Here is a 23,697-nt window from a genome sequence, read left to right as displayed (position 1 = left end):
GAGGGGGAGACCTTCATGAAGATCGTGATACCCGGCGGCACCGGACAGGTCGGCACGGTCCTCAAGCGCGCGCTGAGCGCCGCAGGACATGACGTCGTGGTGCTGAGCAGGCGTCCCGCACGCCAGGGCGAAGTGCACTGGGACGGCGCGAGTCCGGGGCCGTGGGTGCGGGAGATCGACGGCAGCGATGCCGTCGTCAACCTGGCCGGCCGGAGCGTGAGCTGCCGCTACACCCCGGCCAACCTCCGCGCCATGATGGACTCCCGGGTCGACTCCGCCCGGGTCGTGGGCGAGGCCATCGCCAAAGCCGCCCGGCCGCCCCGGGTCTGGCTCCAGATGAGCACCGCGACGATCTACGCCCACCGCTTCGACGCGCCCAACGACGAAGCCACCGGCGTGATCGGCGGAGCCGAACCCGGCACCCCTGGCTACTGGGCCTACAGCGTCGACATCGCCAAGGCCTGGGAACGGGAGCAGGAGACGGCCGGCACGCCGGACACCCGGAAGGTGGCCCTGCGCGCCGCCATGGTGATGAGCCCCGACCGCGGCGGTGTCTTCGACGTCCTGCTGCGGCTGGCCCGGCTCGGCCTCGGCGGCCCGGTCGCCGGTGGCGGGCAGTACGTGTCCTGGGTCCACGACCGGGACTTCGTCCGGGCGGTGGAGTTCCTCATCGCCCGGGACGACATCACGGGCCCGGTCAACATCGCCGCTCCCACGCCCCTGCCACAGCGGGCCTTCATGCGCGCCCTGCGTACCGCCTGGGGGATGCCGGTGGGGCTGCCCGCGACGCGCTGGATGGCCGAGGCCGGCGCCTTCGTGCTGCGTTCGGACACCGAACTGCTCCTGAAGAGCCGCCGCGTCGTCCCCGGCCGTCTGCTCGAAGCGGGCTTCGCTTTCGATCACCCCGGCTGGCCGGAGGCCGCGGACGACCTCGTGCGGCGGGTCCGCGGCCACGACCCGAGGTGAGCCGGTGTCAGCTCTTCCTCTGGCCCTGCTCCAGGGCCTTGCCGGTCATGTCGGTGACCTGCCCGGCCGGCGGCTCGTCCGCCTCCACCTCGGTACCGAAGCCGGTGAAGTCCATGACCGTGCGCACCGTGACCTTCTGCGGCGCGGACGAGGTATCGGTGGAGGACCGCTCCGTCGACGTCGGCGCCTTGAGGGTCATGTCGATCTGCTGACGGCGCATCCGGCCGTCGTCGTCCAGCCACACGTCCATCGGCAGAGTCGGCCCGACCTGCTTGCGGAGTGTGTCGCCGTTGGGCAGCTCGGCGACGTCGACCATGACGCGGTAGTGCGTGGTCCGCACCCCGCCGATCGTGGCCGTGCCCTTCTCGGTCACGTCCTTGTCCGTGATGGCCTTGGCGTACGCCGCCGACTGCGCCGGATCGCTCATGGAGCCGTCGCCGGCGCCCTGCTTCTCGGCGACCTTCCCCAGGTCGATCTTGATCCACGGCTTGCCGTCCGGCGCCTGCCCCTTCGGCATCTTCTGGTACAGCACCTGATCGATCACGCGCTGCTCGATCCGCTGCCCCCGCACCGTGAGCGTCATGACGCTGTCGCCGTCGCCGAGGTCCACGACGCCCTGCCCGTCGGCCGACTCCGAGGCGCCCTGGGCCGAGGTCCGCACCCGCAGCTTCACCTTGGCGGTGTCCTCCTCGGCCGTCCTGTCGTAGGCCGAGCGCACCGCCTGGGTGCCCCGCTCCCGGGTGCCGCCGTCGGCGGAGGAACCCCGCGCACCGTCGCCGGTGTCCCCGTCACCGCCGCAGCCGGTCAGCACCGTTCCCGCCAGGACACCGGCGACGCCTAAGGCGCAGACCCTCCTGCCGTTCCCTGCCCTGCTCATCGAACCAGCTCCTCTCAGGTGTGGTGCGACCCAAGTGCCCGAACCGGGCATGAACACACGTGCCGGTACGAGGAGTTGGCCACCGGGAGGTTCGTGACGCGGCCGGTGCGGATGCCGGGGTCCGGTCAGCGGCGGCCGCGGAGCTTGCCCAGCAGACGCTGGGCCTGGGCCCGCTTGCGGGGGTCGGCCGCGGCCCGCCGTGCCTGCTCGACGGCCCGCCGCCCCTGCGGACTCCGGGCGAACTGCTTGATGCGATCCAGGATGTTGGCCATGAGGCACCTTCCCTCGTGTCTGACGTGCTTGTTGTCTGTAGCCCGCCTACCCCTTTGAAGAGGGGCTCAGCCCTCACCCGCCCCGACGGCGGACGACCGAACGTGTTTGCCGACGGAGTCAGAGGCAAGTCGGTGTCCATGACTGAACAGAACAAGCGCACGAATCACAAGCCGACCACCATTCGGACGACGGAGTCCAAGGCGCGCAACGCCACGGACAAGGCGACCGCGCCGACGACCCAGGCCGCGAAGCGCGCGGCGGCCAAGGCCGATGACGCGGGGTCAGCGGTCAAGGCCGGCGCCGAGCGCTCCGCCGAGGCGACGACGGCGGCCCTGCAGACCGCGGCCAAGGGCGTCGAAGCCGGCCGCCAGGCGGTCGTCACCGCTTCGGGCCACGTCGCGACCACGGCGAAGACGGCCTGGACGGTCATCGCCCACCGCAAGCTCGTCGCCGCGGGCGTCGGAGCCGGCCTGACCGCCCTGAGCGCCGCGTCGTACGCGGTGGGACGGCGCGCGGAACGCGGCACGCACGGTCCCGTCACCCGGTTCACCGGCGGACGGATCTGACCACGGCAAGGGCGTCGACGTGACGGCCACGCGGAGGACAGGCGGCGCGGCGCGCATCACCGGGACGTCCCGGTGGTCCGCGGCGCCGCCTCCTTGCGGTCTCCGACGCGCCCCGGCGTCCCAAGGCACCGCCTCCGTGTGCTCCATAACAACACCCGCCGTCCCAGACGTCTTCTTCGCGTGGTTTGGCGCACATCCGGCCCTCGTAGTGGTGTCCCCCTCGCGCGGCACCGCCGTGACGAGGAAGGATGAGACAGCAAGCGAAGGATCAACCCATGCGGAGGAGCGGGCCCATGCAGCACGAGCGAGCGGGCAATCCGGCCGGTTTCGAGGATCTCGTCGATGTGGCCCGGCTGGTGACCGCGTACTACGCGCTCCACCCCGACCTGGACGATCCGGGGCAGCGCGTCACGTTCGGGACCTCCGGACACCGTGGATCGTCCCTGGCGAGCGCGTTCAACGACGACCACATCGCCGCCACCAGCCAGGCCATCTGCGAGTACCGCGCCGATCAGGGCATCACCGGCCCCCTCTTCCTGGGCGCCGACACACACGCCCTCTCGGAGCCCGCGCGCGTCACCGCCCTGGAGGTGTTCGCCGCCAACGAGGTGACGGTGCTGATCGACGACGCGGACGGCTACACGCCGACCCCGGCCGTCTCGCACGCCATCCTTGCCCACAACCGCGGCCGCACCTCGGGTCTCGCGGACGGCGTCGTGGTCACGCCCTCCCACAACCCGCCCGCCGACGGGGGGTTCAAGTACAACCCGCCCAGCGGCGGCCCCGCCGCCTCCGACGCCACCTCCTGGATCCAGGACCGGGCCAACGAGATCATCCGGGGCGGCCTGAAGGACGTACGGCGCATCCCCTGCGCCCGCGCCCTCGCCGCCCCCACCACCGGCCGCTACGACTTCCTGGGCACCTATGTCACCGACCTGCCCAGCGTGCTCGACCTGGACGCGATCCGCGCGGCCGGGGTCCGGATCGGGGCGGACCCGCTGGGCGGGGCGTCCGTCGCCTACTGGGGCCGCATCGCCGAACAGCACGGCATCGACCTCACCGTCGTCAACCCGCACACCGACCCCACCTGGCGGTTCATGACGCTGGACTGGGACGGCAAGATCCGCATGGACTGCTCGTCGCCGTATGCGATGGCCTCGCTCATCGAGCAGCGCGACCGCTTCCAGATCTCCACCGGCAACGACGCCGACGCCGACCGGCACGGCATCGTCACCCCGGACGCGGGCCTCATGAACCCCAACCACTACCTGGCCGTCGCCATCTCCTACCTGTACGCCCACCGCGACCGCTGGCCGGCGGCCACCGGCATCGGCAAGACCCTGGTGTCCTCCGCCATGATCGACCGGGTCGCCGCGGACCTCGGCCGTGAACTGGTCGAGGTGCCCGTCGGGTTCAAGTGGTTCGTGGACGGGCTGGCCGGCGGCACCATCGGCTTCGGCGGGGAGGAGTCGGCGGGGGCGTCCTTCCTGCGCCGGGACGGCTCCGTGTGGACCACCGACAAGGACGGCATCATCCTGGCGCTGCTCGCCTCCGAGATCACGGCCGTCACCGGCAGGACTCCGTCGGAGCACTACGCCACGCTGGCCGCCCGCTTCGGCGAGCCCGCCTACGCCCGGATCGACGCCCCGGCGTCGCGCGAGGAGAAGGTCCTGCTCGCCAAGCTCTCCCCGGCCCAGGTCAGTGCGGACACCCTGGCCGGGGACGCGGTCACCGCCGTCCTCACCGAGGCCCCGGGCAACGGTGCCGCCATCGGCGGTATCAAGGTGACCACGGACAACGCCTGGTTCGCGGCCCGCCCCTCGGGCACCGAGGACGTCTACAAGATCTACGCCGAGTCCTTCCTCGGCCCCGACCACCTCGGCCGGGTCCAGGAGGAGGCCAAGAGCGTGGTGCTGACGGCACTGGGCGGCTGACCACCGACAAGGACCGCACACGGCCCGGGCCACGTCGTCGTGGCCCGGGCCGTACGGGTGCCGACTCGTCCCGCCGGACCGGGATACAGGACACTGGGGGCAGATCCGATCCGGGAAGGACCGTCACGTGATCATCTTTGGCACCAAGGGGTACCTGTACCAGCTGGCGATACTGACGCTGGTCTGCGTGCAGTGCGGCAACCCCGCCGCGCACACGCTCAGGAAGCGCGTCACAAAGTTCACGCTGTTCTTCGTGCCGCTGTTCCCGATCTCGACGAAGTACCTGACGCAGTGCACCTTCTGCGGCGCGGAACAGAAGGTGACCAAGGAGCAGGCGGAGCAGCTGCAGATCCAGAGCGCGGGCGGCCAGGGTGGTCAGACGCATGGTCAGCCGGAGCAGCAGCACCACCGCTTCCAGTGACCCGCACCGCGACCGGTGAGCGCCTCCGGCCCCGCCTACGGCGATCAGCTCACCGGTCGCCCGGGTGTGCCGCGCCCGCCACGGGTGCCGGGCGCCGCTGCTCGTACCGCAGCGCCACAGCCGTCGCGACCGCCCCCGCTCCCTCCCACAGGCCCACCCCGACGAAGACACCCGGCGCCCGCCCGCCGAGCGCGGCGGCGGTGAAGACGGTGCAGGTGAGCAGCCGGAACGGCACGGTCCACCGGAAGAAGGCCCGCCAGTCGGCCAAGGCCGCCAGCACGTAGTACACGCCCATGTTGAGCGCCGCCATGGACGACGCCGTCATGAACGCGGGCGTGAGATCCCCGGCGGCGCGCACACCCGGAGCGGAGAGCCCGAGCAGCGTCAACTGCGCGGCCGGCGAGAGCAGACCCACCGCCCCGAGGGCGGCGGCGAACACGCCGAAGACGGCCATGGTCCAGCCCGAGGCGGAGCGGGGAAGGCGCACGCCGGGATCGTATCCACGTTCGATCGGCGGCCGGGCCCGTTCCGCTTCCTTTCCGGACCGGCGCGGATCCATGTGGCAACCGCACGATCTCGGGTACCCGCCCGCCACGGGCCCGGACCTGTGCTGCGGCCGATGGGCCTCCCGCAGTCGATCAGTGAAAACGGAGGCATGAAGATGAGCACCGTCAAGGAATCCGTGGAAGTCGACGTCCCCGTCCACACTGCCTACAACCAGTGGACGCAGTTCGAGGAGTTCCCGAAGTTCATGGAGGGCGTCGAGGAGGTCAGGCAACTGGACGACCGCCACAACCACTGGACCACCAAGATCAGCGGAGTACGGCGCGAGTTCGACACCGAGATCGTCGACCAGCTGGCCGACGAGCGCGTCACCTGGCGCACGACCAGCGGCGACATCAATCAAAGGGGCTCTGTCCGCTTCGAGCGCCTCGACGACACCCACACCAGGGTCGAGCTGGTGATGGACATCGAGCCCAGCGGAGCCGCGGAGAAGGCGGCGGACATGACGGGCACGATCGACCGTCGGGTCAAGGGCGACATGAAGCGCTTCAAGCAGTACATCGAGGAGCGCGGAGCCGAGTCCGGCGCCTGGCGCGGACGCATCCAGCCCGGCGGCACGGACCCCGCCCTCTGACCCTCACGCTCGTCCCGGACCCGGCCTCCACAGTGGAGGCCGGGTCCCTTTTTGCGTGCGCGTGCGGAGAGCAGGTGATGATTCGGTCATCGTTATGACATGCACCTGTCCATATCGGTCTCCCGGTGGCACGCTGCCCTCTGACTGTCCGCAGTAACACCCCTGCCTGACCGGGCGGACGGTTCCCCGCCGCCCGGCCCCCACAGCAGAAGGAGACCGCGTGATAGGCAGACCCCGCAGCCTTCGATCGTCCGGCGGCACCACCCGCGTCCGCCACACCCTCCTCGGCACACTCGCCGGCGTCGCCGCACTCCTGGCGACCGGTGTCACCGCCGCACCGGCGAGCGCCGCGCCCGAACCGGGAGTCATGGCAACCTCGGCGCAGAAGAGCGCCCTCGACTTCTGGACCCCGCAGCGGATGCGCGCGGCCACCCCGCTCGACATCCTGTCCGTCGACCGCTCCGACGTACGGGCATCCGCACCCCGCAAGGGCAAGACGACCGTCGTGGCACCCAGCACACCCGTCTCCGACGTGGGACCCCTGGCTATTCCGCACGGCGGCGGCCCCTGGTCCGGCGGGGGAGCGGTGACCAAGACCGCGGGGCGGGTGTTCTTCACCTACCAGGGGCGGACCGCCTCCTGCTCCGGCAACGCCGTCACCAGCGCCAACAAGAGCACCGTCCTCACCGCCGGGCACTGCGTGAAGATGCAGGGAGCCTGGCACACCAACTGGGTGTTCGTGCCCGGCTACCACGACGGCCAGCGCCCGTACGGCACCTGGGCCGCGTCCAAGACCCTGTCCACGCCGCAGTGGACGGCCAGTGAGGACATCAACTACGACATCGGCGCCGCCGTCGTCGCCCCGCTGGACGGCAAGCGGCTGACCGATGTCGTCGGCGGCCAGGGACTGGCCTTCAACACCGGCTACAACAAGGCCATGTACTCCTTCGGCTTCCCGGCCGCAGCTCCGTACGACGGCGAGAAGTTCATCTACTGCAGCGGAACCACCTTCCGGGACTTCCTGCTGTCCAGCGACCACGGTCTGACCTGCAACATGACCGGAGGCTCCAGCGGAGGCCCGTGGTTCACCCAGTTCGACGAGGCCACCGGGACCGGCCTGCAGTCCTCGGTGAACAGCTTCAAGTACAACTTCCTGCCGAACGCCATGTACGGCCCGTACTTCGGCGCGGATGCGCAGAACCTGTACCAGAGCGCCCAGTCGTCCTGAGCCATCGCACCAGCCGGGAGCCGGGCCCGCCCCACCACGGGGGGCGGACCCGGCTCCCGCGCCGTCGGGCCGGTGCCGGGTCTCCCCGGAGATGACGCGCCCCTTGCCGTCGGGCTTCGGGGAGAGCACCAGGGACGTGACCTCCCCTCCCGGCCGGTCGCCGGACCGAGCCCATGCATCAAGGGAGCCGCAGATTGATGCCGGTGGTTGCGGGCAAAAGCGACCGGGGAGGGGAGGCATGCATGAAGCGTCGTTCTGGTTCCGGTGATCCGCCGCCTTGGGCCAGGCCGGGCAGCCGATGGGGGCCGTGGGTCTACTGGCCGATGCTCTGTCTGAGTGTCGGTCTTCTGGGGTGGCGAGTGATCGACGGCGACGGCGCGGGTCGCATTCTGGTGGCGGCCGTCCTGGTGCTCGTCTGGGTCTGTCTGCTGGCCGCCAACCGCGCGGCGCGACGCAGGCGGGAGTGACCCCGCGAGGCCTGCTGAGCTGCCCCGCGGGTGCTGCGCAGCGTGGTGGTCAGCTCCAGCCGAACCGCCGGTCCACCACCGCGGCGAACTCATCGAGGGTCAGTACCGCGTCCCCGTTCTGGTCGGCCCTGTCGAACAGCGCGGAGGAGTCGTCGACGTCCTGCACTCCCCAGAACGGCAGTACGCCCGAGGCGGCCAGTGACGGTCCGTTCGTACGCAGGGCGATGATCACCTCTTGCCGGGTGAGAACCCCGTCGTGGTCGAGGTCGAGCGCCTCGAACAGCTTGCGGGCCTTGTCGCTCATCTTGTGTCCCCGTCGCATGGAGGTCGGGCGGGCAGCTACATCCCGCTCACTGGCGAGGACGCCCTACGCGCCGACCGGGTTGCCTCCGGGCGGGAAAGCCGGCTCCAGACGAACACAGCAGTAGCCGGGACTCGGGGCCAGGCATGCCTGGAGGGTCTTCGTGCCGAGGCCTTCGAGGGCGCCGCGGAGCAGGCGCAGGTTCATGCCGCAGACGGTCTCTGTGTGGTCGCGGGCGAGCGCGTGGAAGGGGCAGTTGCCCAGCACGATCGCGTCACCGTCATGGCGGGGCTCGAACCCGTGCCGTTCCAGCAGGTCGAACACGCCCGTGTCGCCTTCGCCGGCGAGCCGGGCGCCGAGGTCGTGGGCTTTGCGGTGCAGGACCGTACGCACCGGCTCGCCGGTGGCCTCTGATTCCTCCATGGCCTGGGCGAGGAGCCGGCCGGCCAGCTCGTAGTGCCGCTCGGGCAGGCTGACGGAGACCTGCCTGGTGGAGCGCTTGTAGAGCTTGGCCGGCCTGCCCGCTCCAGGACCGGTGCGGCCGCTGCGCCGCTGGTAGACGACGTCGAGGAGCGACTCGTCCGCCAGGCGGTCCAGATGGAATGCCGCGGTCTGACGTGCGAGACCGAGGGCGGCGGCGGCTTCGTCGCGGCTGACGGGCTCCGGCTGGCGCACGACGTGCTCGTACAGCCGCTTCCGGGTCGGCTCGTCCAGTGCGGCGACCGCGGAGACGTCGGCACGGGGCGCTTGCTGCGGGTGTTCCATGAACACCAGTGTAAAACCCATAGCCCTTGACTAAAGAGGCCTGGCGAGCTTCTATAGTTAACGAGAGTCATCGATAGAAGGAGGCAGTCATGTCGTCCCCCACCGCGACCAGCACGTCCGCCGTCCCCCGGCGATCCGGGTTCACCGACCCCGGCTACCAGGCGTTCTTCATCCTGCGTGCCGGGTTCACCGTGGCGCCGATCCTGTTCGGGCTGGACAAGTTCGCCAACCTGCTCGTGGACTGGCCCGGCTACCTCGCGCCCTGGATCAACGACGTCGTGCCCGGCAGTGCCCAAGCGGCGATGTACGCCGTCGGTGCCATCGAGATCGTCGCGGGACTCGTCGTCGCCATCGCCCCGCGCTTCGGGGGCTGGCTGGTGGCCGGATGGCTGGCCGGCATCATCGTCAACCTGCTGAGCATCCCCGACTACTACGACATCGCGCTGCGCGACTTCGGCCTTCTGCTCGGCGCGGTCGCCCTGGCCCGGCTCGCCCAGCACTACCACGGCGAGCGGTCATCGCATTGAGGGGTGCGCCGTCCGCCGTGATCTCGTAGGTCGTCTCGATGACGATGCGGTGGCCGCCGAGACCCGGTCCCCGCGAGGCGGTCGGCCGTACCCTGCCGGGGGCAGCAGTAGGCACGTACTCGGATGGTGGCCGATCGATGAATGACGAAGAGACGACCCCCGGCGCGGCCGGCGTCCCCTTGCCGCGGGTGCTGTGCGACACCGCGTCGCTCATCTCTGACGACTCGGCACCTGCTGGCGCGCTGTGGCGACTGGCCGAGCCGGGACGGCAGCTGGACGCCAACCTCATCCGCATCCCGCCCGAGGGGCGTATCGACCCGCACACCGAGCCCGACCTCGACGTCCTCCTGCTCGTCGTCGCCGGTGACGGCACCCTCGGCCCGGCAGCGGACCCGCAGCCTCTGGCCCCCGGCAGTCTGGTCTGGCTGCCGCACGGCAGCGAACGCAGCCTGGCCGCGGGGAGCGGCGGCTTGTCCTACGTGACCGTGCACCGCCGCCGCCCGGGCATGCAGATTCGGAGCAGGTCCAGCATGTGACACCGCCTGCTCCGGCCCAGGAGACGACTCGGCCTCGTCGCGTGACCCCGAGTCACGCAACCTTCGCCCGGCTCGGAGGTCTTCCTCCTCGGAGGTGTCCATGGGGAAGGACCATCAGATCGCTTTCCTCTTACGGGAGTCGGCGGCGGCAGATCCGGCGCGCCGCGCGGCGGCGGTGAAGGGGCTGGAGAAGGCGGGCGGGGCCGCGTACGTCCACGTCGTCGCCGGTGCGGCCGACGACCCCGCCCCCTCGGTGCGCGCGGCCGCCGCTCTGGCCCTGGGCCGGCTCGGGATCCCCGAGGCGGGCCGTGAGGTGCTGCCCCCGCTGATGGACGACGAGAATCCGGTCGTACGGCGCAGGGCTTCGATCGCCGCCACCAGACTGGGACTCCGGGGGCCGGCGGTCACACGGGCCTTCACCCGGCTCCTGTCCGACCCGGATCACCACCTGCGGATCAACGCCCTGGAAGGACTGGCCGCACTGGGCGAACCCGGGGATGTCACGACCCTGGTCGGGCTGCTCGGTGACCCGGACCCCGCCGTGTGGGGCCGGGCCCGCACCCTGGTGTACCGATGGAAGGACGACACGGCTGTCCGGGCGGAAGTGCTCCGCACCGCCCGCCAAGGCACGGGCGCCGCCCGCGCACGGGCCCTGGACTGGCTGCCGGAACGCTGCACCGAGCAGCTCCTGGACTCGCTGCTCACCGGACTGGCCGACCCGTCCCGTGAGGTGCGGATCGCCGTGGCCCGGCGGCTGTTCGACGTGGCACGGCCGCAGACGCAGAACACCCTGGCCGCGGCGCTGCGGACCGAGCGGGATCCCGAGGTCGCCGCACATCTACTGCGGGGCCTCGGACGGCTCGGCGACGAGCGGGTGACCGGACCGGCGGTGCGGTGGCTGCGCGATCCCGAGGCCGGAGCATCCGCCGCGCGTGCCCTGGGCGGTGCGGCCACGGGGACGGCCGCCGCGCACCTGCGCACGGCCTTGACCGACGAGTCCCTCCACGCCCGCACCCGGGCCGCCGCCGCCAGGGCCGTGGGCGCCGGGGCGCGATGGGACGCGGTGTGGCTCCTGCTGTCGCTCCTGGACGATCCCGACGACGAGCTACGCGCGGGCGTGATCGACGGACTGGAGGCGCTCGTCGAGAACGGACTCCGCCTCTGGGAGCGCCACCCCGTGGCCTGGGCTCTTGTCGAACGGCTGGAAGCCGGCGGGGAGCACACCTGGCGCACCCGCAACGCCCTCGACGGCCTCACCCAGGCCCTGCCCGCCGTACGGCGCCTCGCCGACGAAGCCCAGTCCGCCGAGGTCCGAGCCGCGGCGCTCTCGCTGCTCGCCGGTGACGACGAGTCCGACGAGCACACCCGTCACGACATAAGACGCTTCCTGCGCGGCCTGGACGACCCGCACGAGGCGGTCCGCTACGAGGCCGTCCTCGGTCTCGAACGCGGGGTGACGGCGACGGGGTCGCTGCCGCCGGGAAGCGAGGAAGCGTACAGCCGGCTGACCGCCCTCACCGCGGACGCGTCCCCACGACTGCGCCAGGCCGCCGCGAGAGTCCTCGAGGCGCTGGACACCGGCCAACAGGCCTGAAACCACCGCAGCACCATCCACTCGACACACCAACCACTTCCCACACCACCCGCTCCGCGCACCACCCGCTCCGCGCACCACCCACTTCGCGCACCACCCGCTCCGCGCACCACCCACTCCGCGCATCACTCACACCGGCGATTCTCGGACCCCTGCCGCCGTACACCGTGTGTCGTCCGCCTCGCCGGGCCACACTGGGACCCATGCGGCTGGTGATCATGACGGCGGGATCGCGCGGCGACGTCGCGCCGTACACCGGGTTGGGCGCGGGGCTGGCGCGGAGCGGGCACGAGGTCACGCTCGTCACCCACGGGCTGTTCGAGCCGCTGACCGCCGGTTCCGGCGTCCGGTTCCATCCGACCCCGGTCGACCCGCACGCCGAGTTGCACTCCGAGCGCGGCCGCCGCCTGCACGCCAGCACCACAGGACTCGGCAAACTGCTGCGTGTCGTCTCGATGGCCCGTTCGGCGGCCGAGGAGATGACCGACGACCTCGTCCGGGCGGCACACGGCGCCGACGCCGTGCTGGCCGCCGGTGCCGTGGCACCGCTGGGCCGCGCCATCGCCGAGGGACTGTCCCTGCCCAGCCTCGGACTGTTCCTCCAACCCCAGCACCCGACACGGGAGTTCGGGGCACCCATGCTCGGCGGACGCTCCCTCGGCACCGTGGGCAACCGCCTGGGCGGACTGGCCGTCACCACCGCCGTCGACCAGGTCTTCACCCGGGCCATGCGCCGACTGCGCACTCGGCACGGCATGACCCTGCCCGGCCGCGCCACGATCCGCCGGACCCACGAGCGGGCACGCTGGCCGGTGCTGCACGGGTTCAGCGAGGTGGTGGTGTCCCGGCCGCGGGACTGGCGGCCCGGGCTGGAGATCGCCGGGTACTGGTGGCCGTATGACACCCGGACCCTGCCCGGGGAACTGGAGGAGTTCCTCGCCGCCGGGCCCGCCCCCGTCTTCGTCGGGCTGGGCAGCGCCACCGTGCCGGACCCTGAGCGTCTCAGCGGCGAGATCGTGCGCGCCCTGCGCGCGGCCGGACTGCGCGGGATCATCCAGCAGGGGTGGGCGGGCCTCGCCGCCCGCACCGACGGTGTGATCACCGTCGGCGATGTGCCGCACGCGTCGCTGTTTCCCCGGACGGCCGCCGTCGTCCACCACGCCGGAGCCGGCACCACCGCCGCCGTCCTGCGCGCGGGTGTCCCGAACGTTCCGGTGCCGGTGCAGTTCGACGCCGGTTTCTGGGCGGCCCGGCTCGTCGCCCTGGGCACCGCCCCCTGCGCCCTTCCCTTGCGCCGCCTCACCGCCGACGCGCTCGCCCCCGCCCTGCGCCGGGCCGTGGGCGACCCGGCCCATCGCGACCGGGCCCAGGACGTGGCGCGCCGCCTGGCCGGGGAGGACGGCGTGGCACCGGTCCTGGCGGCACTCGACCGACTCGCGACGTGAGCCCCGAGCGGCCGCCGCGCCTCACGACAGCGGCACGGTCGACCCCCTGATCACCACCCGGCAGGGCAGGGTCTCGATCCCGGAGCGGCGCGTGCCGCCGGAGATCGCCGTGAACAGGGCGTGCGCGGCGGCCCGTCCGACCTGTTCGAGGTTCATGTCGACACTGGTCAGGGGCGGCCGGGACGCGGACGTCAGGACCCGCCAGTTGTCGAAGCCCATGACCGCCACGTCTTCCGGCACCCGCCGGCCGCGCTCGCGCAGGACGTCGATGACGCCCCGGGCGATCTGGTCGCTGCCGCACAGCACGGCGTCCACCTCCGGGTGCTGGTCGAGCAGCATCGCGGTGGCCGCCCGCCCCCAGCCCTCCGACCACGCCCCGAACCGCGGCTCGCCCACCAGGGTCAGGCCGGCGCCGGCCAGGGCGGCCCGGGCACCCTCGGCCCGCTCCTGCGCGGCGGCGTACCCGGGGTCTCCGGTGATGTGCGCGATGCGGGTACGGCCGCAGGCCAGCAGATGCTCCACGGCGATCCGGCCCGCGCCGACGCTGTCCGGGACGATGGACAGATCCTCCGGATTCTCCGACGGCGCGTACGCGTAGACCACGGGGACCGGCAACTCCCGTCCCAGGGACGGCCTGGGGTCGGTCCGGCTGCCCACCACGATGAGCCCGTCGACCCGGCGGCCCAGCAGCGCGCGGACATGGTGCTGCTCGCGGATCGCGTCCCCGCGGGCGTCGCACAGGAACACCGCGACCTCGCCCGCCCCGAAGGCGTCCTCGGCGCCCATCAGTATCGGGATGCTGAACCGGCCCTCCAGGTCGCTGGTCAGCAGACCCACGGTGCCCGTCCGGCCGGCCAGCAGGCCCCGGGCCACCTGGTTGGGCCGGAACGCCAGCCGCTCGGCCGCCTCGATCACGCGCGTTCTGGTCTCCGCCCGTACCTGGCTACGGCCGTTGAGGGCCTTGGACGCCGTGGCGATCGACACGCCCGCCAGCCGGGCGACATCGCTGAGGGTGGCGGGCTGTGAACGCGAGGGGCCGGTGGCCTGTGCCATGGGTCTTCTCCTGTCTCGCGTCGCCTGCCGACGCCGTCGAGGGCACCCCAAACAGTACGCGGAAATTTTCGGTCCTGTCCTCGTCCGGGTTTTCGAGTTCCACTCAGAAACCGCTTCACGCAAGGGGATTGACGGGTTGTGGGATGCGTCCTTAGCGTCTCAGAAAGCCTTTTCGGCCCGTTTCCGCCACTCAGTTCAGTGCCACCACATCATTGTCCCGACCGGAGGGCCCGCGTACCGGGCCCGCCGCGACACAAGGGGAATCGACCATGGGGAGCACGGCCGGACCGCGTGGACACATACGCCGCCTCGTCACAGGCGCCATCGCCCTGCTCGCCACCGCGAGCCTGCTCACCGCGTGCGGCTCGGACAACGAGGGTTCCGGCGGGGGAGGGGGCAAGTCCGCCGCCGGCGGTGTCGACGACGGCACGAAGCTGACGATGTGGACGCGCGCGGCGACCCGGCCGCAGAGCGAGGCCCTGGTCAAGGCCTACAACGCGGGCCACAAGAACAAGATCGAGCTGACCGTCGTACCCACCGACGACTACCAGGCCAAGGTCGGCGCGGCGGCCGGATCACGCGACCTGCCCGACCTGTTCGCCTCCGACGTCGTGTTCGTGCCCAACTACACCTCCAGCGGCCTCTTCGCCGACCTCACCGACCGCGTGGACGCCCTGCCCTTCGCCGAGCACCTGGCCCAGTCGCACATCAAGGCCGGCACGTACGAGGACAAGAAGTACGTGGTCCCGCACACCCTCGACCTGTCGGTGCTCTTCTACAACAAGGAGCTCTACCGGAAGGCGAAGCTCGACCCCGAGAAGCCGCCCATGACGCTGCGCGAGTGGGACCGGCAGGCCCGGGCCGTGGACGCGCTCGGCGGCGGTGTCGACGGCACCTTCTTCGGCGGCAACTGCGGCGGCTGCGGCGTCTTCACGTGGTGGCCGTCCGTGTGGGCGGCGGGGGAGGACGTCCTGAACGAGGAGGGCACCGAGGCGAATCTCGCCTCCGCCGCCTCGAAGAAGGTCTACGACACCTACCGCGGCTGGGTGCGGGACTCCATCGTGGCGCCCGGCGCCCGCGAGGAGACGGGCACGACCTGGACCGGGATCTTCCCGAAGGGCAAGGTCGGTGTGATGCCCATGCCGTCGACCACGCTCGGGCTGATGCCCGAGGACCTCGACCTCGGCGTCGCGCCCATCCCAGGGCCCGACGGCGGCAAGTCCACCTTCGTCGGCGGCGACGCCATCGGCATCTCCGCCACCAGCGAGTCGGCCGACCAGGCCTGGAACTTCCTCGCCTGGTCCCTGGGCGACAAGGCCCAGGTCGACGTGGTCGCCGCACACAAGGACGTGGTGGCCCGCACCGACCTGGCGTCCAACAAGCACTCCAAGGCCGACCCGCGCCTGGTCACCATCAACGAGCTCGTCGCCGAGGGCCGCACCCCGTACGCGATGAAGTTCGGCCAGACCTTCAACGACCCCAACGGGCCCTGGCTGCAGCTGATGCGCCACGCCGTCTTCGGCGACGGGAAAACGGTCGAGAAGGACAACGACGCCGTCACCGCCTCACTGGCCGACTGAACCGACCGACCCTCCCGACGTCCTACGGCTAAGGAGAGCCATGCCGGTGAAAGTGGCCGACCGGTCGACGGCCGAGCACCCGACCCCGCCGCGGCGGCGGGCCGGTCCACCCCCGCCCCGCTGGCGCTCCCGCAAGGCCAAGGGCCTGGCCTACGCGGCCCCCACGGCGGTGTTCGTCACGGTCTTCTTCCTGCTGCCCCTGCTGCTGGTCGGGCAGATGTCGCTCAGCGACTGGCCGCTGCTCGCGGGAGACCGGGGCGTCAACGCGCCCGAGAACTACACCGGCATCACCGGCGGCACCCTGTTCTGGCCCGCGATCCGCTTCACCCTCCTCTACACCGTGATCGTCACGGTCGTCCTGCTGGCCCTGGCGCTGCTCCTGGCCCTGCTGGTGCAGGAGTCGCGCCCGGGCGCGGGCTTCTTCCGCACGGTCTTCTTCCTGCCCGGCGCCCTGGGGCTGGCCTCCGCCTCCCTGCTGTTCTGGGGCCTGTACAGCCCGGCCACCGGCCCGCTCAGCCGCATCCTCGAACGCCTCGGCCTCGTCGACGACCCGGTGTCCTTCCTCGGCTCACCGACCTCGGCCCTGTGGTCGACGGTGTTCCTGATCGTCTGGAAGTTCGCCGGGTTCTACATGCTGATCCTGCTCGTGGGCCTGCAGCGCATCCCGCACGAGGTGTACGAGGCGGCACGGATGGACGGCGCGAGCCGCGCCCAGATCTTCCGCTCCATCACGCTGCCGCTGCTGCGGCCCTCCCTCGCCCTGTGCCTCCTGCTGTGCGTGACCGGATCCCTGCTCGCCTTCGACCAGTTCTTCATCCTCACCAAGGGCGGACCGGACAACAGCACGGTCACGGTCGTCCAGCTGATCTACCGGGAGGCGTTCCAGCGGCTGAACCTCGGTACCGCGGCGGCCCTTTCGATCCTCATGCTGGCCGCGCTGCTCCTGCTGAACGCCCTGCAGTTCCGGGGCCTGCGCCGCGCCGACGAGTCATGACACCCGCCGCCTCATGAGAAGGGACACCACGGTGCTCACCCGCGCCCTGGGCCGGACGCCCCACTACGTCGTCGCCGGCTCTCTGGCCGTCATCTTCCTCTTCCCCCTGCTGTGGAACGCCTGGGCGTCGGTGAGCGGCCAGCCGGGCACCGCCCAGCAGTCCGGCTACGGTCTCGGCAACTACCGGACGCTGCTCGACTACGACGCGGGCCTGTGGCGGTACCTGCTCAACAGCACGGTCGTCTCGGCCCTGACCGTCGCCCTGACCCTGGGGGTGTCCCTGCTGGGCGGCTACGCCTTCGCCCGCTTCGACTTCCCCGGCAAGAACCTGCTGTTCCTGCTGACCCTGGCCATCCTCATGGTCCCCTACGCCACCCTCCTCATCCCGCTCTACGTCCTGCTGGGCCGGCTCCAGCTGCAGAACTCGCTGATCGGGCTGAGCCTCGTCCTGGCCATGTTCCAGCTGCCGTTCGCCACCTTCATGATGCGGATCTCCTTCGAGGCGGTGCCCCGCGAACTGGAGGAGTCCGCCCTCGTCGACGGCTGCGGCACGACGGGCGCGCTGCGCCGCGTGCTCCTGCCGGCGGTGCGGCCGGGGCTGATCACCGTGGGACTTTTCGCGTTCCTCGCCGCCTGGAACGACTTCATCGCACCGCTGATCCTCATCTCCGACAGCGAGAAGGCACCGCTGCCCCTCGCCGTCGCCAACCTGCGGCAGCAGAGCATGGGCGCCGTCGACTACGGCGCCACCGAGGCGGGCGTGGTGGTCCTGGCCGTGCCCTGCCTGCTCCTCTTCCTGCTGCTGCAACGGCACTACATCAGGGGCTTCATGTCCGGCGCCCTGAAGGGCTGAGCCGGCGCAGAGCCGATTCGACGGACAAGACGGACAACCGGAAGGACGTGGACGGAGGCATGGACCGGTGAGGGAGAACACGGCACGCTCGCTCGTGCTGCCGGTGGCGCCGACCCGGGGCCGGCTGCGCCCGCTCGGCCTGGACGAGGTCCGGATCACCGGCGGCTTCTGGGCCGGGCGCCGCCACACCAACGCGACCGCGACGCTCGGCCACTGCCGCGACTGGATGGAACGCGAGGGCTGGACCGGCAACTTCAGGGCCGCCGCCGAGGGCAGGGTGCACACCGACCGGCGCGGCCGGGAGTTCGCCGACTCCGAGATCTACAAGCTCCTCGAGGCCATGTCCTGGGAAGGCGCTTCGTACGACGGGGACGTCGCCGCGCTCACCGACATCATCGCCCCGGCCCAGGCCCCGGACGGCTACCTGAACACCGCCTTCGGCCACCCCGGACAGCAGTCCCGCTACAGCGACCTCGAATGGGGCCACGAACTCTACTGTCATGGGCACCTCATTCAGGCGGGTGTGGCCCAGGCCCGCGCCCGGGGAGAGGGCGAGCTGACGAAGGTCGCCCGCCGGGCCGCCGATCACCTCTGCGCCGCCTTCGGACCGGGCGGCAATCAGGGCATCTGCGGGCACCCCGAGATCGAGACGGCCCTGGTGGAACTCGCCAGGCTGACGGGGGAGCAGCGCTACCTCGACCAGGCCGCGCTGTTCCTGGGCCGGCGCGGCCACGGCACGCTCGCCGACATCGAGTTCGGCCGCGCCTACTTCCAGGACGACCTGCCCGTGCGCCGGGCCACGGCTCTGCGCGGCCACGCCGTGCGCGCCCTGTACCTCGCGGCCGGCGCGGTCGACGTTGCCGTGGAGACCGGGGACGACGAACTGCTCGCCGCCGTCGTACGGCAGTGGGAGACGACGGTCGCCCGGCGGACCTATCTGACCGGAGGGATGGGCTCGCACCACCGCGACGAGTCCTTCGGCGACGACTTCGTGCTGCCCCCGGACCGCGCCTACTCGGAGACCTGCGCCGGGGTCGCCTCCGTGATGCTCGCCTGGCGGCTGCTGCTCGCCACCGGCGAGCCGCGCTTCGCGGACCTGGCGGAGCGGACCCTGTTCAACGTGATCGCGGCCTCCCCGTCCGAGGACGGCCGGTCCTTCTTCTACGCCAACACCCTGCACCGCCGTCACCGGGGCGCCGCGCCCCCGGCGGACCGCGTCAGCCCGCGCGCCGACTCGGGCCTGCGCGCCCCCTGGTTCGCCGTCTCCTGCTGCCCGACCAACGTGGCGCGCACACTCGCCCAGCTGCCGGCATACCTGGCCACGGCGGACGGCGACGGCCTGCAACTGCACCAGTACGCCGACGCGGAACTCGCCACCTCCCTGGCCGACGGACAGGGCGTCGCGCTGCGGGTCCGTACCGACTACCCGTCCGGCGGCACCGTGGCCGTGCGGATCAGCCGCTCCCCGGCCCGCCCCTGGACCCTGTCCCTGCGCGTCCCCTCGTGGACGGCGGGGGAGACCGCCTGGCTGGTCGGACCGGACGGGAACCGCCGTACGGTCGCCCCCGGCACGGCGCAGATCACCCGCGTCTTCCGGCCGGGCGACGAGATACGCCTCGAACTGCCCGTCGCCCCGCGCTGGATCCGGTCCGACCCCCGCATCGACGCGACACGCGGCACGGTGGCCGTCCAGCGCGGACCCCTCGTGTACTGCGCCGAATCCACCGACCTGCCGGACGGACACGACGTCGACGCGCTCCGCGTGGATCCGTCCGCCGCTCTGGAGGACGGGCCCGGCGACACGGTCCTCGCGCCCGGCGAACTCGCCGAACCACACGACACACCCTGGCCGTACCGGCCGGCCGACGAAGCCACCGCGCCCGCGACCGGCCCCGAGGCCCTCACCCTCGTCCCCTACCACTCCTGGGCGAACCGCGGCCCCTCGACCATGCGCGTGTGGCTGCCGACGACCCAGCCCCCGACAACGCCCACCGAGAGGTAGCCGTGCCCGCACAGCGAAGACGACACCGCCGCGGCCTCCTGGCCGGGGCGCTGGCCCTGGGCCTGCTGGCCCCGCTCGCCGCCACCACCGGGGCCGCCGCGGACAACTCGGCGATCGGCTACCCCGTCTACTCGGGAACCGCCGACCCCGTCCCCGCCCTCCCGGCCGGCTTCACCGTCCACCGCACCCTGCGCGCCCAGTACGAGGCCGACCGCAGGGCCGGGGACGGCACCGACTTCTGGATGGACCGCATGCTGGCCCGCAAGGGCGAGGACCCGGCGGGGGACTGGCTGTTCACGCGGGGACGCGCCCTGTTCATGAAGGAACACGAACCGTCCCGGCTGGGCTTCGCCGGCAAGGTCGCCTACTGGGAGAGCATCGACAACCGGTCGGCGTACACCATCACCCTGAACGTCGACGGCGAGAACCTCACCCTGCGGGAGAACACCGGCGCCCGCACCCAGACCCCCAGCCACTGGCGCGGCGAGTTCACCCACGAGGCAACCGGCCTGAAGGTGACACAGACCAAGTTCATCACCGAAGCGAACGCCGCCGTGACGAACCTGGCCCTCACCAACACCGGCCCTGAGAGCCGTGAGGTCCGGCTGAGCGCCACGTCCCCGTACACGACGACCGCCGAGGACCGTGAGCTCACCGGCGCCGTGCCCGCGAAGAACAACCTCACGACCGTCTTCCCCCGCCTCAGCGGAGACGGCTTCACCGCCGAGGGCGAGTCGCTGACCCGCACGCTGACCCTGCCGGCAGGCCGCAGCCGCACCACCAAGGTCCAACTCGGTTTCGTCACCGAGGAGATCACCGAGTCCCGCACCGAGTACGACTCCGTGCGCACCGCGTCCCCGGCCACCGCCTTCCGCCGGCACGTCCAGACGTACAACCGCTGGTGGGCCGAGAACCTGCCCTACCTCGACGTCCCCGACGACAACATCGAGAAGACGCTCTACTACCGGTGGTGGCTGCTGCGCTACAACTACCTCGACGCCGACATCCCGGGCAGCGACTACCAGTTCCCCACCTCCATGGAGGGCGTGCTCGGCTACAACAACGCCATCGCGCTCACCGTCGGCATGTTCGTCGACGACCTCAAGTACCTGCGTGACCCGAGCTACTCCTACGGCCCGTGGGTCTCGGCCGGAGAGGTCTCGAGGAACGGCAAGTACACCGACAACCCGGGCGACCCGGAGAACTGGTCCAACAGCTACACCCAGTACATCTCCGAGGCGGCCTGGCGCTCCTACCAGGTGCACGGCGGCCCCGACGGCATCGTGCGCAACCTCGCCCGGTACGCGGAGAAGGACGTCCGCGGCCAGCTCGAGAACTACGACGAGGACGGCAACGGGCTGATCGAGTACGACTGGGGCGCGATGACCGGCAACGACGCCGACGCGGTCTCCTTCGACTGGAAGTCCGGAAACCTGGACCGCGCCGAATCCGCCTACGTCTACAGCAACGCGACAGCGGCTGCCCGCGCGTACGACCTGCTCGGCGAGAAGACGAAGGCCGACGAGATGCGCGAAACGGCGAACCGGGTCAGGAAGGCGGTCCTCGACCACCTCTGGGATCCGAAGGACAAGCTGCTCAAGCACCGCCACGTCGCCACCGACACCCTGGTGCCCTGGAAGGAGATCAACAACTACTACCCGTACAGCGTGGGCCTGATGCCCACACCGGAGGAAGACCCGCAGTACCTCGAAGCGCTGCGGCTGTGGGCCGACGCGAAGCAGTACCCCGTCTTCCCGTTCTTCACGGCCAACCAGGCCGACAAGGCGCAGGCGGCGGAGCAGGGTCACCCCGGGAGCAACAACTTCTCGGTCATCAACTCCACCGTCACCTTCCGCTTCCTCTCCTCGGTGCTGCGGAAGTACCCCAGCAAGTACATCGACCGCACCTGGTACAAGAAGCTGCTGTCCTGGAACGCCTGGGCCCACTACATCGACGGCGACAACCGGTACCCCGACCAGAACGAGTTCTGGTCCGACGGCAGTGCCGACCCGCAGAAGATCGGCTACCGCTCCTGGATCCACCACACCATCCTCGGCACCACCAACTGGACCGTCATCGAGGACGCGATGGGCTTCAGGCCGCGCGACGACCGGAAGATCGAGCTGTGGCCGATCGACGTCGACTGGCCGCACTTCGCGGTCACCGACATCAACTACCGGGGCACGGACGCGGCCGTCCTGTGGGACGAACCCGGCGACGGGAAACGCCCGTACGGCAAGAGGGTCCCCGAGGGGTACTCCCTCTACCTCGACGGGAAGCTCGCCTTCACCGCCGACCGCCTCACCCACCTCGTCTACGACCCCACGACCCGCAAGGTCACCTTCCCCGACGGGGGCGGAGCCAAGGCGAGGACCACCGGCCTGCGCACGGAGGTCGCAAGGCCGCAGGACGTCACCTACGGCACGAAGGAGCGCGTCACCGACCTGTTCGCCAAGGCCGGCCGGGACCTCACGGGTACGGCCGGGAACAACCTCGCCGACGGTGCCACCGCCCGTGCCTCCCACGAGGCCGAGGGCCGGGGCGTCGCCGGTGCCGTCGACGGCTTCACCGTCAACGAGCCCTACTGGGGTGCCCGCGGCTCGGGGAACGCCGAGGACTGGTACGAGATCGACTTCGGTCGCGACCGCACGGTCGACGACGTCCGGCTGCACTTCGCCGGCGACAAACGGCCCGGCGGATACGCCGAACCGGCCCTCTACACCGTGCAGTACCAGGACCGGGCCGGCCAGTGGAAGGACGTGGCCCGGCCCGCCAAGTCACCGGCCTACCCGCGCGCCAACCTCAACCGGGTGCGCTTCCAGGAGGTGACCACGGGCAAGCTGCGCGTGCTCACGCGCCACCGCGACGGCCACACCAGCGGCCTGAAGGAGATCCAGGCCTTCGACACCGACGCGCGCCCGCCGACGGCCCGCAACCGGCCTCCCTACGTCGAGGCCTGGCGGGACCCGGCGTACACCCGGCCGGGCCAGGTCAGACTCACCGGCATCACCGAGGACGACGCTCTGCCGAAGAGGACGCTCTCCGGCTCCTGGAGCGCGGCAGACAGCCCCGACGGCGGCACCGTCATCTTCGACGACCCCCACGCCCCCTCGACGATCGCCCGGTTCACCAAGGCGGGCACCTACACCCTCGAACTCACGGCCGACGACGGTGCGCTGAAGTCGTCGAAGCGCGTCGTGGTGAAGGTCGAGGAACTCGGCGACGGCCGGGTGAACCTGGCACCGTCCGCGACTCCCACCGCGTCCTACACCTCCGGCTGGGAGTCGGTGGCCGCGATCAACGACGGCCGCGAACCGGCCTCGTCGTCGGACGTCCCGCGCTGGGGCAGCTGGCCCCAGAAGGACACCCAGTGGATCCAGTACAGCTGGCAGGACCCGGTCCGTGTGGACGGCTCCGACCTGTACTTCTTCCGCGACGCTCAGCCGGGCGCGGCCGACGGGGTGGGAGTTCCGGCCTCGTGGGTGATCGAATACCGCGACGGCGACACCTGGCGCGAGGTCCCCGCCCCCAGCGGCTACGGCACCGCCGAGAACCTCTACAACCGGACGACGTTCAGCCCGGTCACCACCACCGCACTGCGGGCGAAGCTCACCGGGCACCCGAACCTGGCCCTCGGCGTACAGGAATGGAAGGTCTACGCCGAGGCACCGGAGTCGGTGCGCGAGACCCACATCCCCACCCTCCGCGGCACCGTCCCCGAGCTGCCCGAGCAGGTCACGCTCGTGTACGCCGACGGCTCAACGGCGCGCTCGCCCGTGGCCTGGCCGGCCCTGACCGAGGATCAGGTCGCCGAGGGCGGCACCAGCGTCACGGTCACCGGCCTCGCCGACCGCACCGCCCAGCCGGTCACCGCCACCGTGTGGGTACGGCACACCGACGCGGTCGAGATCACCAGCATCACCGAGGAACGCGCCACCACCCGCCCCGGCAGGACCCCCACGCTCCCCGCCACGGTGGTCGCCACCTACAACGACGGCTCCAGGGACAGCCGGACACAGGTCACCTGGGACCCGGTCGATCCGGACCAGTACGCCAAACCCGGCACCTTCGAGGTCAAAGGAACCGTGCCGGACACCTCCCAGCGCGCCACGGCCACGATCACCGTGACACCCCCGCCCGAACCGGGCGGGACCGCTCCTGCCCGCCGATGACCGAC

The 23,697-nt window shown here is 71.4% G+C and carries 22 protein-coding genes; 16 read left to right on the top strand and 6 right to left on the bottom strand.

Annotated features, from left to right (window positions below; all coding sequences use genetic code 11):
- Window positions 1-15: 15 nt before the first annotated feature.
- The gene (locus AC07DF_RS32320; protein ID WP_478979472.1) at window positions 16-966 is read left to right on the top strand and encodes a DUF1731 domain-containing protein; all 951 of its coding nucleotides are present in this window, start codon (window positions 16-18) and stop codon (window positions 964-966) included.
- A 7-nt stretch (window positions 967-973) separates the two neighbouring features.
- On the opposite strand, the gene AC07DF_RS32315 is transcribed toward AC07DF_RS32320, so the two are convergent.
- Together AC07DF_RS32315 and AC07DF_RS32310 are read right to left on the bottom strand one after the other, a co-directional pair.
- A complete protein-coding gene (locus AC07DF_RS32315; protein WP_478979469.1) occupies window positions 974-1,843 on the bottom strand; it encodes an SCO4651 family lipoprotein in 870 nt (289 codons plus the stop codon).
- A 125-nt stretch (window positions 1,844-1,968) separates the two neighbouring features.
- Window positions 1,969-2,115, bottom strand: a complete 147-nt coding sequence (locus AC07DF_RS32310; RefSeq protein WP_193482844.1) for a hypothetical protein — start codon at window positions 2,113-2,115, stop codon at window positions 1,969-1,971.
- Between the two features lie 138 nt (window positions 2,116-2,253).
- Between AC07DF_RS32310 and AC07DF_RS32305 the strand changes: the two genes are divergently transcribed.
- The 3 genes from AC07DF_RS32305 (at window position 2,254) to AC07DF_RS32295 (ending at window position 5,037) form a co-directional block, all read left to right on the top strand.
- Window positions 2,254-2,682: a hypothetical protein gene (locus AC07DF_RS32305; RefSeq protein WP_478979465.1), complete on the top strand. Its 429-nt coding sequence runs from the start codon at window positions 2,254-2,256 to the stop codon at window positions 2,680-2,682.
- A gap of 293 nt (window positions 2,683-2,975) precedes the next feature.
- Window positions 2,976-4,616: a phosphoglucomutase (alpha-D-glucose-1,6-bisphosphate-dependent) gene (pgm, locus tag AC07DF_RS32300; protein WP_478979462.1), complete on the top strand. Its 1,641-nt coding sequence runs from the start codon at window positions 2,976-2,978 to the stop codon at window positions 4,614-4,616.
- Window positions 4,617-4,743: 127 nt separating this feature from the next.
- On the top strand, window positions 4,744-5,037 hold the full coding sequence (locus AC07DF_RS32295; RefSeq protein ID WP_478979459.1) for a zinc-ribbon domain-containing protein: 294 nt from the start codon (window positions 4,744-4,746) through the stop codon (window positions 5,035-5,037).
- 49 nt (window positions 5,038-5,086) lie between these two features.
- On the opposite strand, the gene AC07DF_RS32290 is transcribed toward AC07DF_RS32295, so the two are convergent.
- On the bottom strand, window positions 5,087-5,491 hold the full coding sequence (locus AC07DF_RS32290) for a hypothetical protein (RefSeq protein ID WP_478980185.1): 405 nt from the start codon (window positions 5,489-5,491) through the stop codon (window positions 5,087-5,089).
- A gap of 207 nt (window positions 5,492-5,698) precedes the next feature.
- Here AC07DF_RS32290 and AC07DF_RS32285 point away from each other — a divergent pair, with 207 nt between their 5' ends.
- From AC07DF_RS32285 to AC07DF_RS32275, 3 genes are all read left to right on the top strand, one after another.
- Window positions 5,699-6,175 carry an SRPBCC family protein gene (locus AC07DF_RS32285; RefSeq protein ID WP_478979456.1) on the top strand — a complete coding sequence of 159 codons (477 nt, stop codon included), beginning with the start codon at window positions 5,699-5,701 and terminating at the stop codon, window positions 6,173-6,175.
- 220 nt (window positions 6,176-6,395) lie between these two features.
- The gene (locus AC07DF_RS32280) at window positions 6,396-7,403 is read left to right on the top strand and encodes a trypsin-like serine peptidase (protein WP_478979453.1); all 1,008 of its coding nucleotides are present in this window, start codon (window positions 6,396-6,398) and stop codon (window positions 7,401-7,403) included.
- Between the two features lie 323 nt (window positions 7,404-7,726).
- Window positions 7,727-7,870: a hypothetical protein gene (locus tag AC07DF_RS32275; RefSeq protein WP_478979450.1), complete on the top strand. Its 144-nt coding sequence runs from the start codon at window positions 7,727-7,729 to the stop codon at window positions 7,868-7,870.
- Between the two features lie 49 nt (window positions 7,871-7,919).
- Here the strand turns inward: AC07DF_RS32275 and AC07DF_RS32270 are convergent, their stop codons facing one another.
- Together AC07DF_RS32270 and AC07DF_RS32265 are read right to left on the bottom strand one after the other, a co-directional pair.
- Window positions 7,920-8,174 carry an EF-hand domain-containing protein gene (locus AC07DF_RS32270; protein ID WP_382488724.1) on the bottom strand — a complete coding sequence of 85 codons (255 nt, stop codon included), beginning with the start codon at window positions 8,172-8,174 and terminating at the stop codon, window positions 7,920-7,922.
- Between the two features lie 63 nt (window positions 8,175-8,237).
- Window positions 8,238-8,936, bottom strand: a complete 699-nt coding sequence (locus tag AC07DF_RS32265) for a helix-turn-helix transcriptional regulator (protein ID WP_478979446.1) — start codon at window positions 8,934-8,936, stop codon at window positions 8,238-8,240.
- 89 nt (window positions 8,937-9,025) lie between these two features.
- On the opposite strand from AC07DF_RS32265, the gene AC07DF_RS32260 reads away from it, so the two are divergent.
- From AC07DF_RS32260 to AC07DF_RS32245, 4 genes are all read left to right on the top strand, one after another.
- Window positions 9,026-9,463 carry a hypothetical protein gene (locus AC07DF_RS32260; RefSeq protein ID WP_478979443.1) on the top strand — a complete coding sequence of 146 codons (438 nt, stop codon included), beginning with the start codon at window positions 9,026-9,028 and terminating at the stop codon, window positions 9,461-9,463.
- A 137-nt stretch (window positions 9,464-9,600) separates the two neighbouring features.
- Window positions 9,601-9,999 (top strand): cupin domain-containing protein, encoded by a 399-nt coding sequence (locus tag AC07DF_RS32255; RefSeq protein WP_478979440.1) that lies wholly within the window; start codon window positions 9,601-9,603, stop codon window positions 9,997-9,999.
- Window positions 10,000-10,099: 100 nt separating this feature from the next.
- Complete coding sequence (locus AC07DF_RS32250; RefSeq protein ID WP_478979437.1) at window positions 10,100-11,593, top strand: HEAT repeat domain-containing protein; 1,494 nt, start codon at window positions 10,100-10,102, stop codon at window positions 11,591-11,593.
- Window positions 11,594-11,796: 203 nt separating this feature from the next.
- Entirely contained in the window at window positions 11,797-13,038 is a 1,242-nt protein-coding gene (locus AC07DF_RS32245; RefSeq protein ID WP_478979434.1) for a glycosyltransferase, read from the top strand.
- Between the two features lie 21 nt (window positions 13,039-13,059).
- On the opposite strand, the gene AC07DF_RS32240 is transcribed toward AC07DF_RS32245, so the two are convergent.
- Complete coding sequence (locus AC07DF_RS32240; protein ID WP_478979431.1) at window positions 13,060-14,091, bottom strand: LacI family DNA-binding transcriptional regulator; 1,032 nt, start codon at window positions 14,089-14,091, stop codon at window positions 13,060-13,062.
- A 269-nt stretch (window positions 14,092-14,360) separates the two neighbouring features.
- On the opposite strand from AC07DF_RS32240, the gene AC07DF_RS32235 reads away from it, so the two are divergent.
- The 5 genes from AC07DF_RS32235 (at window position 14,361) to AC07DF_RS32215 (ending at window position 23,692) form a co-directional block, all read left to right on the top strand.
- A complete protein-coding gene (locus tag AC07DF_RS32235) occupies window positions 14,361-15,671 on the top strand; it encodes an ABC transporter substrate-binding protein (RefSeq protein WP_478979428.1) in 1,311 nt (436 codons plus the stop codon).
- Between the two features lie 40 nt (window positions 15,672-15,711).
- Window positions 15,712-16,665: a carbohydrate ABC transporter permease gene (locus AC07DF_RS32230; RefSeq protein WP_478979425.1), complete on the top strand. Its 954-nt coding sequence runs from the start codon at window positions 15,712-15,714 to the stop codon at window positions 16,663-16,665.
- A 31-nt stretch (window positions 16,666-16,696) separates the two neighbouring features.
- Window positions 16,697-17,518: a carbohydrate ABC transporter permease gene (locus tag AC07DF_RS32225; protein WP_478980183.1), complete on the top strand. Its 822-nt coding sequence runs from the start codon at window positions 16,697-16,699 to the stop codon at window positions 17,516-17,518.
- Between the two features lie 67 nt (window positions 17,519-17,585).
- On the top strand, window positions 17,586-19,520 hold the full coding sequence (locus AC07DF_RS32220) for a glycoside hydrolase family 127 protein (RefSeq protein WP_478979422.1): 1,935 nt from the start codon (window positions 17,586-17,588) through the stop codon (window positions 19,518-19,520).
- On the top strand, window positions 19,475-23,692 hold the full coding sequence (locus AC07DF_RS32215) for an Ig-like domain-containing protein (RefSeq protein WP_478979419.1): 4,218 nt from the start codon (window positions 19,475-19,477) through the stop codon (window positions 23,690-23,692). The genes AC07DF_RS32220 and AC07DF_RS32215 overlap by 46 nt, the downstream gene beginning before the upstream one ends.
- Window positions 23,693-23,697: the final 5 nt, after the last annotated feature.

The organism is Streptomyces sp. NPDC044719, from assembly GCF_056433405.1.
The sequence above is the reverse complement of the archived record's forward strand: the minus strand, read 5'-3'. Positions and strand labels throughout refer to the sequence as shown.

Excerpts from the sequence above, each read along its gene's own strand:
- AC07DF_RS32250 (WP_478979437.1), top strand. The coding sequence starts at position 10,100 with ATGGGGAAGGACCATCAGATCGCTTTCCTCTTACGGGAGTCGGCGGCG.
- AC07DF_RS32305 (WP_478979465.1), top strand. The coding sequence starts at position 2,254 with ATGACTGAACAGAACAAGCGCACGAATCACAAGCCGACCACCATTCGG.
- AC07DF_RS32320 (WP_478979472.1), top strand. The coding sequence starts at position 16 with ATGAAGATCGTGATACCCGGCGGCACCGGACAGGTCGGCACGGTCCTC.
- AC07DF_RS32255 (WP_478979440.1), top strand. The coding sequence starts at position 9,601 with ATGAATGACGAAGAGACGACCCCCGGCGCGGCCGGCGTCCCCTTGCCG.
- AC07DF_RS32240 (WP_478979431.1), bottom strand. The coding sequence starts at position 14,091 with ATGGCACAGGCCACCGGCCCCTCGCGTTCACAGCCCGCCACCCTCAGC.
- AC07DF_RS32245 (WP_478979434.1), top strand. The coding sequence starts at position 11,797 with ATGCGGCTGGTGATCATGACGGCGGGATCGCGCGGCGACGTCGCGCCG.
- AC07DF_RS32260 (WP_478979443.1), top strand. The coding sequence starts at position 9,026 with ATGTCGTCCCCCACCGCGACCAGCACGTCCGCCGTCCCCCGGCGATCC.
- AC07DF_RS32310 (WP_193482844.1), bottom strand. The coding sequence starts at position 2,115 with ATGGCCAACATCCTGGATCGCATCAAGCAGTTCGCCCGGAGTCCGCAG.
- pgm (WP_478979462.1), top strand. The coding sequence starts at position 2,976 with ATGCAGCACGAGCGAGCGGGCAATCCGGCCGGTTTCGAGGATCTCGTC.
- AC07DF_RS32235 (WP_478979428.1), top strand. The coding sequence starts at position 14,361 with ATGGGGAGCACGGCCGGACCGCGTGGACACATACGCCGCCTCGTCACA.
- AC07DF_RS32290 (WP_478980185.1), bottom strand. The coding sequence starts at position 5,491 with ATGGCCGTCTTCGGCGTGTTCGCCGCCGCCCTCGGGGCGGTGGGTCTG.
- AC07DF_RS32270 (WP_382488724.1), bottom strand. The coding sequence starts at position 8,174 with ATGAGCGACAAGGCCCGCAAGCTGTTCGAGGCGCTCGACCTCGACCAC.
- AC07DF_RS32275 (WP_478979450.1), top strand. The coding sequence starts at position 7,727 with ATGCTCTGTCTGAGTGTCGGTCTTCTGGGGTGGCGAGTGATCGACGGC.
- AC07DF_RS32265 (WP_478979446.1), bottom strand. The coding sequence starts at position 8,936 with ATGGAACACCCGCAGCAAGCGCCCCGTGCCGACGTCTCCGCGGTCGCC.
- AC07DF_RS32285 (WP_478979456.1), top strand. The coding sequence starts at position 5,699 with ATGAGCACCGTCAAGGAATCCGTGGAAGTCGACGTCCCCGTCCACACT.
- AC07DF_RS32315 (WP_478979469.1), bottom strand. The coding sequence starts at position 1,843 with ATGAGCAGGGCAGGGAACGGCAGGAGGGTCTGCGCCTTAGGCGTCGCC.
- AC07DF_RS32230 (WP_478979425.1), top strand. The coding sequence starts at position 15,712 with ATGCCGGTGAAAGTGGCCGACCGGTCGACGGCCGAGCACCCGACCCCG.